The sequence below is a fragment of the Paenibacillus sp. genome, from assembly GCF_035645195.1.
Taxonomy (GTDB): domain Bacteria; phylum Bacillota; class Bacilli; order Paenibacillales; family YIM-B00363; genus Paenibacillus_AE.
Map to the genome: position 1 here is coordinate 146,439 of NZ_DASQNA010000027.1, position 12,477 is coordinate 158,915.

A 12,477-nucleotide genomic window follows, 5' to 3' on the forward strand; every position below is an offset into this window, starting at 1 on the left:
TGGAATTATTGTAAAAGAAATCGATTACAAGATTCAACATCGCAGGCATGTACATTTGCGAGGAATATGTCATAATCGATTATACAGCAAACGAAGCAGGGGGCGAGAACATGTTTTCGAAGCCGATTCGGCGCACCGCGGCCGCGCTTGCCGCGCTCGCGCTCTCGACGGGCTGCGCGGCGCAGGGCGGGGCATCGCACGGCGCTTCTTCGTCCGCGGCCGCGAAGGACGCGGTATCGTTTACGATCATGGCCAATTTGCATACGCCGGTCGTGCCCTCCCCGAAGCTTGAGCTGCTGCTCGAGGAGAAGACGGGGGCCCGAATTACGTTTCAGTGGGCGCCGGACGGGAGCTACGAGGAGAAGTTCAACGCCTCGTTCACGACGGATACGCTGCCCGAGGCCGTCTTTTTGAAGAACGCAGCCATGATGAATCTCGTCGCCGATCCGATCCGCAACGGCTTGTTTTGGGAAGTCGGGCCGTATTTGGAGCGGTTCCCGAATTTGCGCAAGCTGAACCCTGACGTACTGCGCAATATTGCGGTCGACGGCAAAATTTACGGGTTGTACCAGGAAAGACCGCTGTCTCGACAGGGGATCATTTACCGCAAAGATTGGGCTGACAGACTCGGTCTGAAAGCGCCTACAACGGTCGATGAATTGTATACGATGCTTTATCGTTTCACCTACGACGACCCGGACGGCAACGGCGTCGACGATACGATCGGGCTCACCGACCGCAACGATCTCGTCTACGGCGCGTTCAAGACGATCGCTTCGTATTTGGGGACGCCGAACGGCTGGGGCGAGCGGGAGGGGAAGCTGCTGCCGGAGTTTCTGTTCCCGGAGTACAAGGATACGATGGACTTCTTTCGGAAAATGCATCGGGAAGGCGTCATGAACAAAGATTTCCCCGTGACGTCGAAGGCGGATCAGCAGGAGATGCTGACCTCCGGCAAAGCCGGCGTCTATGTGGGGGCGATGGGCGACGTCATCTCGCTGCAGAAGGAGACCGCGGAGGCGGTGCCCGAAGCGGAATTCGACGTGCACAACCGGATCCAAGGCCCGAAAGGCGAGCGCGTCTGGGCGACGCCGGGCTTCGGCACGGTCGTGATGTTCCCGAAGTCGGCGGTGGAGACGGAAGAGGAGCTGCTGCAGGTGCTCGGCTTCTTCGACCGGCTGATGGACGCGGAGCTCGCGAATCTGCTGCGATGGGGCGTCGAGGGCGAGCATTACGCCGTCCAAGGAGGCAAGGCGGTGCCGATCGACGATTTCGCGAAACTGGATAAGGAAGTGAAAGCGTACCAAGGCATCGAAATCGGCGGACCGAACACGATTCCCGGGCTGCTGGACCCGGATTTCCAATCGCCGGTGAAAGCGAAGGCGGAGCTGCTGACGCGGGACAACGAAACGATGCTCGTGCACAATCCGGCGGAAGCGCTCGAATCGGTCACGTACCATGAACGGGGAGAACGGCTCCAGAAATACATTACCGACGCGACGTACAAATACATTCTCGGCTTGATCGACGAGGCGGGGTTCGACGCGGAAGTGAACCGCTGGCTCGCCGAAGGCGGCCATCTCATGATCGAGGAAATGAACGCAGCCTACAAGGCCGCGTCGAAATAATCGCAGCGCTCGCCGGCGGAAACGCCGGCGGGCGTTTTTGCGTCCGGGGAAGTTTACAACATCAATAATCATTAGATTGGATCTCTCGCGATGCTAGGCGCGGCGCGGCTTCCCGTGTCCGAAAACAGCCGTCGCCGGGAGGCGCTAATCCGCGGATTATGTACGTAATGCCATGCCCCGTTTTATGCTGACCGTGGAAGCCAAACACAACCAAATACATGGCATGGAGGTCAATGCGACATGACAAAAAGAAAAGTCAATACGTTGCTGGCGGCCGTTACGTCGCTGGCGGTACTGGCAGGCTGCGGGGGCAACGCGGCTACGAGTACGGAGCAGCCATCCGGGGGGGCGACCCAAGGTTCCGAGACGGGACAAACGACGAAGCCGGCGGAACCGTTTAAATTTACGATGATGGCGAATCTGCATACGCCGGAGGTGCCGTCGGACCGGATCGAAAAGCTGCTCGAAGAAGCGACGAACACGCAGCTCGAAATTCAATGGGTGCCGGACGGCAGCTACGACGAGAAAATGAACGCGTCGTTCGCAACGGGAACGCTGCCGCAGGCAGTGTACATTAAAAACCAGACGTCGCTCATCATGCTCCGCGACGCGATCCGCAACGGCCAGTTCTGGGAGATCGGGCCGCTGCTCAAGGATTACCCGAACCTGAAAAACTTGGACGAGCAAGTGCTGATGAACACGTCGGTCGACGGCAAGGTGTACGGCATTTACCAAGAGCGTCCGCTCTCGCGTCAAGGCGTCATTTACCGGAAGGACTGGGCGGAGAAGCTGGGTCTCTCCGAGCCGACGAACGTCGACGAATTTTACACGATGCTCGAGAAGTTCACGAAGGAAGACCCGGACGGCAACGGCAAGAACGACACGATCGGCCTGACGGACCGGAACGACCTCGTCTACGGCGCGTTCAAAACGATCGCTTCGTGGTTCGGCACGCCGAACAACTGGGGCGAGCAGGACGGCAAATTGATGCCGGAATTCATGTTCCCGCAATACGTCGAAACGATGAAGTATATCAAGAGCATTCATTCGAACGGATTCATGAACCAGGACTTCCCGGTAACGAGCAAAACGGACCAGCAAAACCTGCTCATCACGGGCAAAGCCGGCGTATACGTCGGATCGATGGCCGACGTGAAGAGCTTGCACGACAAGCTGGTCGAAGTGAACCCGGACGCGCTGCTCGACGTGCATCACAAAGTGACCGGACCGGACGGCAATTACGGCATCTGGGCGATCCCGGGGTACGGCTCCGTCGTGCTGTTCCCGAAATCTTCGGTCAAGACGGAAGAAGAGCTGCGCAACATCCTCGCGTTTTTCGACAAGCTGATGGGCGCGGATTTGGTGAACCTGATCAACTGGGGCGTCGAAGGCGAGCACTACACGCTCCAAGACGGCAAAGTCGTTCCGTCGGACGAAACGGATAAGCTCGAGCGCGAAGTGAAGGCGTACTTGTCGCTGCAGGTCGGCGGTCCGTCCACGATTCCGGGCTACCTGGAAGCGTTGCACAAGCTGCCTTCGAAAGCGAAGTCCGAAGAACTGATCAAGGACAACAACAACTTCTTGATCCACGATCCGGCGGCGGCGCTCGATTCCGCGACGTTCACGCAAGACGGCAACCGTCTGCAGGAGATCATCAAAGACGCAACGTACCGCTTTATCGTCGGCGACATCGACGAAGCCGGCTTCCAAGCGGCCGTCGATAACTGGCTCAAGCAAGGCGGGCAGAAGATCATCGACGAGTTCAACGCTTCGTACGCACAGTCGAAGTAAACCGATTCGCCCTACAGGAGGCTGCCCGGCATCGGCCAGCAGCCTCCCATTTTTCATACGGAAAGGAAGTTAACGCATGGCGAACGCGGCGATCGGCAGGCCGGCCGTCCCGAAAGCGAAGACGGGCGAGTCCAGCCTCCTTCAGAGAATCGTTAAAAATCGGGCCGTGTACATGATGATTTTGCCCGGACTTTTGTTTTTCTGCATCTTTAAGTACATTCCGATGTTCGGACTCGTAATCGCGTTTCAGGATTATCAGCCGTACAACGGTTTTATGAACAGTCCATGGGTCGGACTCAAGCATTTCGAACGGCTGTTCAGCGACCCGATGTTTTTTACGATTTTGCGCAATACGCTTCTGCTGTTTTTCATGAATCTCGTGTTTTATTTTCCGGTGCCGATCATCTTGGCGCTTATGCTGAACGAAGTGCGGCGCGAAGCGTTCAAGCGCGTCGTCCAGACGCTCGTTTATGTGCCTCACTTTATGTCGTGGGTCATCATCGTTTCGATTTCGTTCGTCATGCTGTCCATGGACCGCGGCATCATCAACGAGCTGCTGGTCATGATGGGGTTCGAAAAAATCAATTTCCTCATGAGCAACGAGTGGTTCCGCCCGATGTACGTGCTGCAGGTCATTTGGCGCGAGGCCGGCTGGGGCACGATCATTTACTTGGCCGCGATGGCCGCCATCGATCCGGGCTTGTACGAAGCCGCGCGGATGGACGGCGCGGGGCGTTTCCGGCAAATGTGGCACATCACGCTGCCGTCGATCCGGAGCGTCATCGTCGTCCTGCTCATTCTGAAAATCGGCGACGTGCTGGAGCTCGGCTTCGAGCATATTTACCTGCTGCTCAACTCGATGAACCGCGAGGTCGCGGAAATTTTCGACACGTATGTTTATACGGCGGGTCTGAAACAAGGCCAATTCAGCTTTAGTACGGCCGTCGGATTTTTCAAGTCGTTCGTCGGGCTGCTGCTCGTCATGTTCGCGAACTGGGCGGCGAAGAAGGCCGGCGAAGAAGGCATCTATTAAACGGTACCGGGAGCCGCAATATCGGGAAAAAGGTGGAGTAAACCATGGTGCAAGACAAAACATTCGGAAGCCGCCTCTTCGACGCGGTCAACTATACGCTGCTCGCGCTCGTGGCGCTCGTGACGATTTTGCCTTTCATTCACGTCATCGCCGGATCGTTCACGACGGCAGGGGAGCTGGCGCAAAAGCAATTTGTCCTAATTCCTACGATCTGGTCGCTCAACGCGTATAAGTTCATTTTTTCGACGAACACGCTGTTTAAGGCGCTCGGCGTCTCGATCGGCGTCACCGCTTTGGGTACGCTGTTCAGCATGTTCCTCACGGCGCTTATGGCGTACGGATTGTCCCGCCGCGATTTGGACGGGCGCAACGCCATCATGTTTTTGGTCGTCTTCACGATGCTGTTCAGCGGCGGCATGATCCCGACGTTCCTCGTCGTCAAGTCGATGGGGCTCATCGATACGTATGCCGCGCTCGTCATCCCTACGGCAATCAACGCGTTTAACTTGATCATTATGCGCAACTTCTTCCAGAACTTGCCGGAAGGCTTGGAAGAGTCGGCGAAAATCGACGGCTGCGGCGACTGGGGCATCCTGTTCCGCATCGTCATTCCGCTGTCGATGCCGGCGATCGCAACGATCTCGTTGTTTTACGCGGTCACATATTGGAATACGTATTTGCAAGCGATTCTGTATTTGAACGACGCGGCGAAATGGCCGATTCAAGTCATTCTGCGGCAGATCGTCATTTTGGCGAGCGGCTTGACTGCGGATACGTCCGGCATGGAGGATCTCGTCCGGCCGCCGGAGCAGACGGTAAAGATGGCGGTCATCGTCGTGGCGACGCTGCCGATCCTGCTCGTCTATCCGTTCCTGCAAAAGCATTTCGCCAAAGGCGCGCTGCTCGGTTCGATCAAAGGGTAAGACGGGAGGATGAATCGTTTGCAGCAGCCTGCTTTGTTCGCCCCTATTATCGGCGGCAACTACGCCGATCCGTCCGTCGTGCGCGCGGGCGACGATTATTACATGACGCACTCGTCGTATAAACTGACGCCGGGGCTCGTCATATGGCATTCGCGCGATTTGCTGCACTGGACGCCGGTGTCGGCGGCGCTGACGGACTATCTCGGCGACGTCTGGGCGCCCGACTTCGTCGAGCATGAGGGAACGTATTACATTTACTTCCCGGCGAATCGGTCGAATTGGGTCGTGACGGCGCCCCATCCGACCGGGCCGTGGAGCCGTCCGATCGACCTCGGCATTAAGGGCATCGATCCCGGCCACGCGGTCGGTCCGGACGGGCAGCGGTATTTGCACCTGTCGGGCGGGTACATCGTGCCGCTCGCCGCCGACGGCTTGTCGGTCGCGGGCGAGCCGCGGCATGTGTACGACGGCTGGCGATACCCGGACGACTGGGTCGTCGAGGCGTACAGCTTGGAAGGCCCGAAGGTGACGTACCGGGACGGGTATTATTATTTGACCGTCGCGGTCGGCGGCACCGCCGGCCCGCCAACGAGCCATATGGCGGTATCCTCGCGGTCGCGCACGCCTTGGGGACCGTGGGAGCACTCCCCGTACAATCCGATCGTGCATACGGTTTCCGCCGAGGAGCGCTGGTGGTCGAAGGGACACGGCTCGCTCGTCGAAGGGCCGGACGGGCGTTGGTGGATCGTGTACCACGCCTATCTGAACGGCTTCCATACGCTCGGGCGCCATACGTTGATCGAACCGATCGAATGGACGGAAGACGGATGGTTTCGCACGGCCGGCGTCGAGCCGATCGAGCGGCCGATCGGGCCGCCGTTCGTCGACGACTTCGCGGGGGAGACGCTCGGGCTGCATTGGCAGCGCGAAGGCGGGAAGCGCGAGGAGCGGTTTCGCGCCGCGGACGGCGCACTCGTCGCGGAGGGCGGCGAGGGCGGTTCGCCGCTGCTGTATATGCCGGCGCACGAGCGGTACGAGATCGAGGTCGACGTCGAGACGGAGGGCGAAGCCGAGGGCCGGGTGCTGCTGTACTACAACGACGCCGCCTATTTCGGCATGGGCGTGAGCGGGAGCGGCGTTCGGCATTTCCGCTCGTTCAAAAACTACGCGGCCGTTCCGGGCGGCGGAGGCAAGGCGAGCATTCGCATCCGCAACGACCGCCATATCGTCTCTTTTTATTACCGGTTCGAAGGCGAGCCTTGGCGGAAGTACGACAAGGTGATCGACGCCTCGGGCTTTCACCATAACACGTTCGGCGGATTTTTAAGCTTGCGCGCCGCGCTGGACGCGGTGGACGGGCGGGCGACGTTTCGCCGCTTCGCGTACACAGCATTGGACAACTAAAAGGTGGGGAATCGTCGATGACACAAACATTAGAGCATTTGCTCGCGGACGGGGACCGGCTGTTTCAAGGCTTCTTCGAATGGTTGGATGGACAATACGACGAGGAGAGCGGCGGTTTTTATTACGCGCGCAGCTCGAAGCGGTCCGGCCGGTTTACGCCGGATATCGAATCGACGGCGCAGGCGCTCAACATTATGGACCGATGCGATCTGCTCGAGCGGTGGAGCGAACGCCGCAAGCAGGCGGCGGTCCGCTTCTTTCAGGAGCGGCAGGACGCGGCGACCGGGTTTTTCTACGACGCGGACCCGAATATGCGGCTCGACGGCGTCATGGTCGGCCGGGCGCTCGGCTACAGCTTGAACGCGCTGCGCCGGTTCGGCGCGGCGCCGCTGCACCCGCTGCCGCGTCAGAGCGAGGCGACGCCGGAGTACATGGCGTCCGTCGCCGCCTACGGCGACTGGCTGCGCTCGATCAGCCTGTCCAACAGCTGGCGCGGCTGCGACCTGCTGTCCAGCTCGGCGGCGCATCTGCTGGCGCTGACGCCGGCGGAGCGGGAGCCGTACGTGAACGAGGCGTTCGCGTATTTGGCGTCGATTCAGCATCCGGACAGCGGCTTATGGGGCGAAGGCTCGCGGTACGTGCAAATTTCGGGCACGTTCAAGCTGCACCTGTTCTATCAGCGGTTCGAGGTGCCGATCCCGCGTCAAGACGCGATTTATCGCTCGCTCTTGGAGACGCTGCGAGAGGACGAAGCGTTCGACATGTGCTACGTGCGCAATCCGATCAGCCTGCTCATGTCGATGCGCCCTAGCATCTCCGCCGCGGAAATGCTGGAGATCGCCGAAGTGACGCTCGCGAACATGGCGAAGCTGAAGCGCGACGACGGCGGCTTCTCGCGCGAGATCGATCACTCGCCCCCGGCGCCGAACGTGGCGCAGGTGAAGCCCGGCGAGACGTATCCCGATATGCCGGCGCCCGTCTTGATCGGCCTCGGCGAAGTCGAAGGGGATATGAACGCCGGCACGCAGGCGATCCTCATTCGACATGCGCTGCGCGAGCTCGCCGGTCTGCCGGCCGACCCGCTGCCGGTCGCGGAGCATCTGTTCCGAGATCGGCCGGTCGCCGCCGAATGAGCGGAGCGAACGGCGCGATGTCGAAGCCGCCGGCGCGCACCTCCGGGAAGCTGTCGGCGGAGGCGAAGATTACGCTCTTCAATCACGGCATTTACCAGTTCGGCACCGCGCTGTCGGCGATCCTCGTCAACTTGTATTTATGGCGGCTCACGAACGATTTATGGATTAACGGCGCCTTCAATTTCATCATGCTGTGCGCCGCGCCGCTCTCGAGCATCGTCATCGGCAAAATCGCCAAACAGAAAGACCGCCTGTTCGCGTACCGGGCGGGCATTTTTTCGACGGCGCTCTTTTATTTATTGATCGTGATCGCCCAGGAGCGGATGGTGGATTTTTACATCTTCTTCGCGGTGCTGAAGGGCGTGTCGAATTCGCTCTACTGGCTCGGCCATTTTACGATGATTACCGATGTCACGGACGACGCGAACCGTCACCGATACCTGGGCGTCAACTTGATGATTACGAACGCGGCGATGCTGGCGGGCCCGGCGGCGGCGGGGGTAATTAACGATTTGGCAGGCGGCATGGCCGGCTACACGTATGTGTACGCGCTCGCGTTCCTCATGTTCGCGTACGCTTCGGTCAACAGCCTGAAGATGAAGCCGAAGGCGACGCATCACAAGACGTACTATCTCAAATACGCGTTTGCACTGATGCGCAAGCGCCCCGATTTCACCCGGTCGCTGTGGGGCTGGTTTTTGTTCGGGCTGCCGCAAGGGGTGCTCGCCTACATACCGGCCATTTTGCTGTTCCAGGCGGTGCCGAAGGAATCGTTCGTCAATTATATGAACGTGCTATTTTTGAGCGTGACGATTGTTTCGGGGTACTGGCTGGCGAGGAAGGGGCGATCCGAAAAAAACGGCGCGTATTTAACATATTCGGCGTGGGGGTTTATCGCCGGCGCCGCGCTGCTGTTTTTCGGCGTCAATGTGTGGACGGTCGTTGCGTTCATGATTTTGTTCTCCTTCGTCAAGCCGCTGCAAAACAACGCGTACACCGCTCACTACTATAAGTTAAGCGGCGAGCTGCCGCTCAAAGCGCATTTTCGCGTCGAGGCGGTCGTGCTGCGCGAAGTGTTTACGAACGCCGGGCGCGCCGCGGGCGTCGTCGCGCTGATGGTCACGAACTTGTACGCCGAAGGCGAGGCGCTGACATGGGTGCTGTCCGCGGTCGCGATTTTGCAGTTGTTCATTGCGCGCCTTGCGTCGCCGATGACGGCGGAGCGGGCCGAGGGTAGAAAGGTCAAAGGAGGGGTGGTTTCCAATGAGCAGGCATGACATTATGGCATATGGCGCAGTAGGGGACGGGACGACGGACAATTCGGAGGCGATCGCGAAAGCGTTCGCGGCGTGCCGCGAGGCGGGCGGCGGGACGGTATTCGTGCCGGCGGGCGTCTGGCTGACCGGGCCGATCGAGCTCGCGAGCCGGACGACGCTGGAGCTCGAAGCCGGCGCGACGCTGAAGTTTACGGACCGGTTCGAGGCGTACCCGCCGACGTTCACCCGGTGGTCGGGCTACGAATGCTACGGGCACCGGCCGCTGCTGTACGGGAAAGATTTGGAGCGGGTCGCGATCAAAGGGGAAGGCGTGATCGACGGCCAAGGGGAAGCGTGGTGGAACGCGTACCGCCGTCTGAAGAACGGGGAAACCGAAGGCATCTCGCCGTTCCGGGAGGAGCTGATCGAACGAAACCGTCATCTGTACGAGACGGCGGACAGCACGTTCGCCGAATGGAAGACGCAGTTTTTGCGTCCGGCGCTGCTGCAGCTGATCGACTGCAAGCATGTGCTGCTCGAAGGCGTGACGCTGCAAAACTCCCCGTTCTGGAATACGCATCTGGTGTATTGCGACCAAGTGAAAATTCGCGGCGTTACGTTTTACAATCCGGCGGACACGCCGAACGGCGACGGGCTCGACATCGATTCGTGCACGCATGTGACGGTGTCCGACTGCCATTTCGACGTGGGCGACGACTGCCTTTGCCTGAAATCCGGCATTAACGAGGACGGGCGGCGCGTCGGCCGGCCGACGGAGCATGTGACCGTGGCGAACTGCATCATGCTGCGCGGACACGGCGGCGTCGTCATGGGCAGCGAGACGAGCGGCGATATCCGCGGCGTCGTCGTAACGAACTGCATGTTTCTCGGCACCGACCGCGGCATCCGGATCAAGACGAACCGGGCGCGGGGCGGCGGCGTGAAGGACGTTATGATCAGCAACGTGTTCATGAAGGACGTCCTATGCCCGATCGCGATCAATTCGTTCTACCGGTATGGAGTGAATACGAACGATCCGCTCATGACGACGCCGGAAGCGGTGCCGGTGACCGAGCGGACCCCGGTGATCCGCGGCATTACGATCAGCGACGTGACGGCGAAGAACGCGAAGGCCGCGGCGGCGTTCATTTACGGCCTGCCGGAGATGCCGATCGACGATTTGACGCTTCGCAACGTGACGATCGAAATGACGGAAGATCCGAACGAAGAAGGCGGCGAGCCGGACATGGTGCGGGAGCATCTCGTCATGGCGGGCGAAGGGATGTACTGCAAGCATGTGCGCCATTTGACGCTCCGCGACGTCCGCATCGAGACGCGGCAAGGGCCCGCGGTGCGGCTGGAAGACGTCGAAGGGGAACGGATCGAAGCGGTGACGATGCGGCGCCGCGCAGGGGCGGACGCCGTCGTCCGGGGCGGGGCGGCAGCGCAGATCTGAACGCGGAAAGCGGAATAATAGTCGCAGGCTCGTCCTGTCCGCAGAAAAGCCGGCTGTCGCAAACGGACAGTCCGGCTTTTCGTTTCTTATTTCATATGTTCTTCTTTTGTCCGGTAAAAAAACCAGCAGTCGTTCAACAACCGTATTTGCCGCCGGTCTTTTTTTCGGTATGCGCGCATCAGTTGATTGAGAAGCCATTGCGGCAAGGAAGCCAGCCCCTTTCCTCCGGTTTGCTTCCATATATACGTCGGGCTCCGGGGCGGCGTGCAGGTCCGAGGCGAAGTCGCCGGGTTATTCGTACTCCTCTTCGTACCACTGCTCGAGCTGCGCCTGCAGGGCGCGAATCTCGGTCAGCAGGGAGACGAGCGGATAGCTCTTCTCCTCGACGGAAGCGAACGCATTCTCCAGTTGGTTCATGTATGCCAAACCGCTCGTCACGGCATACCCTTTGTCGACGATTTCGAGTTCGTCGCATTCGGCGACCGCGTGAGGCAGCCCCGGCACGTTCTCGGCCGTCAATTTGCCGATTTCTTTGTGCAGCCGCTGATGGAGCGCGGTCAGCTGGTATGCGTGGGAAGCGGGCATTTCGACGAATTCGAGCCGGCCTTCGTGCAGCAAAATGTGATAACGCATGGTAGGCTTGGACACCGATAGTTTCTCCTTCCGTTCGTTCCGGATATACATTCCTGTTTCTTCTACTTGACAGTGTAGCTTACTCATTCGGTACAATTCAAGAAGGTATGTCGCGGCGGCAGGGGCAGGGAAGGGCGGAAAGCGCGGAGCCGCTCCTAGGGAGCGCCGACAAGCATGTAACGAATGAGGGGTAATACGATGACGGACGAGCAGCTGCAGCAGTGGGTGGAGCGCGTTTCGCTCGAAGCGTTCGGATGGCCGTTCTTGCACAAGGCGACGTTCAACGCGCGGCTGCGGACGACGGGGGGCAGATACTTGCTGCGCTCGCATAATATTGAAATCAATCGAAAACAATACGAAACGTACGGCGCCGAAGAAACGGAGAGCATTATCAAGCACGAGCTCTGCCATTATCATCTGCATTTGCAGCGGCGAGGCTACAAGCATCAAGACGCCGACTTCAAGCAGCTGCTGGCCAAGGTCGGGGGCTCGCGCTACTGTCAAGCGCTGCCGGGGGCGATGCGCCGCCTGCCGATCCGGTACGTGCTGCGCTGCGTCGACTGCGCCATGCAGTATCCGCGCAAGCGGAAGGTCGAAGCGAAGCGGTATCGGTGCGGGAAATGCAGGGGGAAGTTACAACTTCTTCACCTTGACTAGCCTTCCTTAGCCGTGATAAATTAGTGCATGTAACGTTCCCTGATAGCTCAGTTGGTAGAGCACTCGACTGTTAATCGAGTTGTCACAGGTTCGAGTCCTGTTCGGGGAGCCATTTCATCTGGAGAGATACCCAAGTGGCTCAAGGGGACCCTCTGCTAAGGGGTTAGACTGTGTAAACGGTGCGAGGGTTCGAATCCCTCTCTCTCCGCCATACATATTACTCATTAAGCTCCCGTCTCGATTGGAATCGAGGCGGGGGCTTTTGCTTTCTACCGGTATCGATCGACCGACGCACCCTCGGCCGATCGCGTTATCGCTGTGCGAAATTTTTTTGAAAAAACATATTGCGTTTTTGATAGCCGTATGCTAAATTATTTCTTGTCGCCAAAAAACAAAGATTGTCTTGCGAGGCCCGTTGGTCAAGGGGTTAAGACACCTCCCTTTCACGGAGGTAACAGGGGTTCGAATCCCCTACGGGTCACCATGAGCCATTAGCTCAGTCGGTAGAGCACCTGACTTTTAATCAGGGTGTCGAAGGTTCGAGTCCTTCATGGCTCACTTTT

11 protein-coding genes and 4 tRNA genes are annotated in these 12,477 nt (G+C 59.2%); 13 read left to right on the plus strand and 2 right to left on the minus strand.

Annotation, left to right across the window (positions count from 1 at the left end; all coding sequences use genetic code 11):
* Positions 1-110: 110 nt before the first annotated feature.
* From VE009_RS15005 to VE009_RS15040, 8 genes are all read left to right on the plus strand, one after another.
* Complete coding sequence (locus VE009_RS15005) at positions 111-1,628, plus strand: extracellular solute-binding protein (protein ID WP_325008948.1); 1,518 nt, start codon at positions 111-113, stop codon at positions 1,626-1,628.
* A 240-nt stretch (positions 1,629-1,868) separates the two neighbouring features.
* On the plus strand, positions 1,869-3,419 hold the full coding sequence (locus tag VE009_RS15010; RefSeq protein WP_325008950.1) for an extracellular solute-binding protein: 1,551 nt from the start codon (positions 1,869-1,871) through the stop codon (positions 3,417-3,419).
* A 76-nt stretch (positions 3,420-3,495) separates the two neighbouring features.
* On the plus strand, positions 3,496-4,452 hold the full coding sequence (locus tag VE009_RS15015; RefSeq protein ID WP_325008952.1) for a sugar ABC transporter permease: 957 nt from the start codon (positions 3,496-3,498) through the stop codon (positions 4,450-4,452).
* 44 nt (positions 4,453-4,496) lie between these two features.
* The gene (locus VE009_RS15020; protein ID WP_325008953.1) at positions 4,497-5,375 is read left to right on the plus strand and encodes a carbohydrate ABC transporter permease; all 879 of its coding nucleotides are present in this window, start codon (positions 4,497-4,499) and stop codon (positions 5,373-5,375) included.
* A gap of 9 nt (positions 5,376-5,384) precedes the next feature.
* Positions 5,385-6,779, plus strand: a complete 1,395-nt coding sequence (locus tag VE009_RS15025; RefSeq protein WP_325008955.1) for a family 43 glycosylhydrolase — start codon at positions 5,385-5,387, stop codon at positions 6,777-6,779.
* 17 nt (positions 6,780-6,796) lie between these two features.
* Positions 6,797-7,912 carry a prenyltransferase/squalene oxidase repeat-containing protein gene (locus VE009_RS15030; protein ID WP_325008956.1) on the plus strand — a complete coding sequence of 372 codons (1,116 nt, stop codon included), beginning with the start codon at positions 6,797-6,799 and terminating at the stop codon, positions 7,910-7,912.
* Positions 7,909-9,189 carry an MFS transporter gene (locus VE009_RS15035; RefSeq protein WP_325008958.1) on the plus strand — a complete coding sequence of 427 codons (1,281 nt, stop codon included), beginning with the start codon at positions 7,909-7,911 and terminating at the stop codon, positions 9,187-9,189. Before VE009_RS15030 ends, VE009_RS15035 begins: the two co-directional genes overlap by 4 nt.
* On the plus strand, positions 9,176-10,624 hold the full coding sequence (locus VE009_RS15040; protein WP_325008960.1) for a glycoside hydrolase family 28 protein: 1,449 nt from the start codon (positions 9,176-9,178) through the stop codon (positions 10,622-10,624). Before VE009_RS15035 ends, VE009_RS15040 begins: the two co-directional genes overlap by 14 nt.
* 86 nt (positions 10,625-10,710) lie before the next feature.
* Here the strand turns inward: VE009_RS15040 and cmpA are convergent, their stop codons facing one another.
* Together cmpA and VE009_RS15050 are read right to left on the minus strand one after the other, a co-directional pair.
* Positions 10,711-10,830: a cortex morphogenetic protein CmpA gene (cmpA, locus tag VE009_RS15045; RefSeq protein WP_325008962.1), complete on the minus strand. Its 120-nt coding sequence runs from the start codon at positions 10,828-10,830 to the stop codon at positions 10,711-10,713.
* A gap of 85 nt (positions 10,831-10,915) precedes the next feature.
* On the minus strand, positions 10,916-11,257 hold the full coding sequence (locus VE009_RS15050; protein WP_325008976.1) for a hydrolase/acyltransferase: 342 nt from the start codon (positions 11,255-11,257) through the stop codon (positions 10,916-10,918).
* Between the two features lie 198 nt (positions 11,258-11,455).
* On the opposite strand from VE009_RS15050, the gene VE009_RS15055 reads away from it, so the two are divergent.
* The 5 genes from VE009_RS15055 to VE009_RS15075 all read left to right on the plus strand — a co-directional run bounded on the left by VE009_RS15055 (position 11,456) and on the right by VE009_RS15075 (position 12,472).
* Positions 11,456-11,914, plus strand: a complete 459-nt coding sequence (locus VE009_RS15055; RefSeq protein ID WP_325008964.1) for a SprT family protein — start codon at positions 11,456-11,458, stop codon at positions 11,912-11,914.
* A 36-nt stretch (positions 11,915-11,950) separates the two neighbouring features.
* Positions 11,951-12,026 (plus strand) — tRNA-Asn (locus tag VE009_RS15060).
* 8 nt (positions 12,027-12,034) lie between these two features.
* Positions 12,035-12,125 (plus strand) — tRNA-Ser (locus tag VE009_RS15065).
* Positions 12,126-12,323: 198 nt separating this feature from the next.
* Positions 12,324-12,398, plus strand: a tRNA-Glu gene (locus tag VE009_RS15070).
* Between the two features lies 1 nt (position 12,399).
* Positions 12,400-12,472, plus strand: a tRNA-Lys gene (locus tag VE009_RS15075).
* Positions 12,473-12,477: the final 5 nt, after the last annotated feature.

Excerpts from the sequence above, each read along its gene's own strand:
- VE009_RS15005 (WP_325008948.1), top strand. The coding sequence starts at position 111 with ATGTTTTCGAAGCCGATTCGGCGCACCGCGGCCGCGCTTGCCGCGCTC.
- VE009_RS15010 (WP_325008950.1), top strand. The coding sequence starts at position 1,869 with ATGACAAAAAGAAAAGTCAATACGTTGCTGGCGGCCGTTACGTCGCTG.
- VE009_RS15015 (WP_325008952.1), top strand. The coding sequence starts at position 3,496 with ATGGCGAACGCGGCGATCGGCAGGCCGGCCGTCCCGAAAGCGAAGACG.
- VE009_RS15020 (WP_325008953.1), top strand. The coding sequence starts at position 4,497 with ATGGTGCAAGACAAAACATTCGGAAGCCGCCTCTTCGACGCGGTCAAC.
- VE009_RS15025 (WP_325008955.1), top strand. The coding sequence starts at position 5,385 with ATGAATCGTTTGCAGCAGCCTGCTTTGTTCGCCCCTATTATCGGCGGC.
- VE009_RS15030 (WP_325008956.1), top strand. The coding sequence starts at position 6,797 with ATGACACAAACATTAGAGCATTTGCTCGCGGACGGGGACCGGCTGTTT.
- VE009_RS15035 (WP_325008958.1), top strand. The coding sequence starts at position 7,909 with ATGAGCGGAGCGAACGGCGCGATGTCGAAGCCGCCGGCGCGCACCTCC.
- VE009_RS15040 (WP_325008960.1), top strand. The coding sequence starts at position 9,176 with ATGAGCAGGCATGACATTATGGCATATGGCGCAGTAGGGGACGGGACG.
- VE009_RS15050 (WP_325008976.1), bottom strand. The coding sequence starts at position 11,257 with ATGCGTTATCACATTTTGCTGCACGAAGGCCGGCTCGAATTCGTCGAA.
- VE009_RS15055 (WP_325008964.1), top strand. The coding sequence starts at position 11,456 with ATGACGGACGAGCAGCTGCAGCAGTGGGTGGAGCGCGTTTCGCTCGAA.